Origin of the sequence: Vibrio genomosp. F6, assembly GCF_005146325.1 — a bacterium.
GTDB lineage: Bacteria > Pseudomonadota > Gammaproteobacteria > Enterobacterales > Vibrionaceae > Vibrio > Vibrio cortegadensis.
Genome location: NZ_SYUT01000149.1, coordinates 1 through 422, shown reverse-complemented (window position 1 = coordinate 422; position 422 = coordinate 1). Strand labels below are relative to the sequence as shown.

Here is a 422-nt window from a genome sequence, read left to right as displayed (position 1 = left end):
GAGAGATTCGAACTCCCAACACGCGCTATTTTGTGAATGAGCTGAATCCGCTGCTTTTTCTAGAAAAAAACTCTCATATCCAAATGCAAAAAAGCCTCAGCATTTCTGCTGAGGCTTGATATATGGCAGGGGTGGAGAGATTCGAACTCCCAACACGCGGATTTGGAATCCGCTGCTCTGCCAATTGGAGCTACACCCCTATCTCAGTTTTAAAGAGCTGAAACTCTGAATAAGTGGCGGAGTGGACGGGACTCGAACCCGCGACCCCCGGCGTGACAGGCCGGTATTCTAACCAACTGAACTACCACTCCGCAGTGGTATCTTTTACTAAATAAAGTCTTATGGTTAGATTGCTTTATCTAGTTTTGCCTTTAGATTTTTCAAAATCTAAAAACAAGTAAACAAGCCTGGCGATGTCCTAC

Annotated in this window: 2 tRNA genes; both read right to left on the bottom strand. The window is 45.0% G+C overall.

Going from position 1 to position 422, the window contains the following annotated elements:
• Window positions 1-123: 123 nt before the first annotated feature.
• Window positions 124-200 (bottom strand) — tRNA-Trp (locus FCV43_RS20235).
• A gap of 34 nt (window positions 201-234) precedes the next feature.
• Window positions 235-311: transfer RNA gene (locus tag FCV43_RS20230), tRNA-Asp, on the bottom strand.
• Window positions 312-422 lie beyond the last annotated feature (111 nt).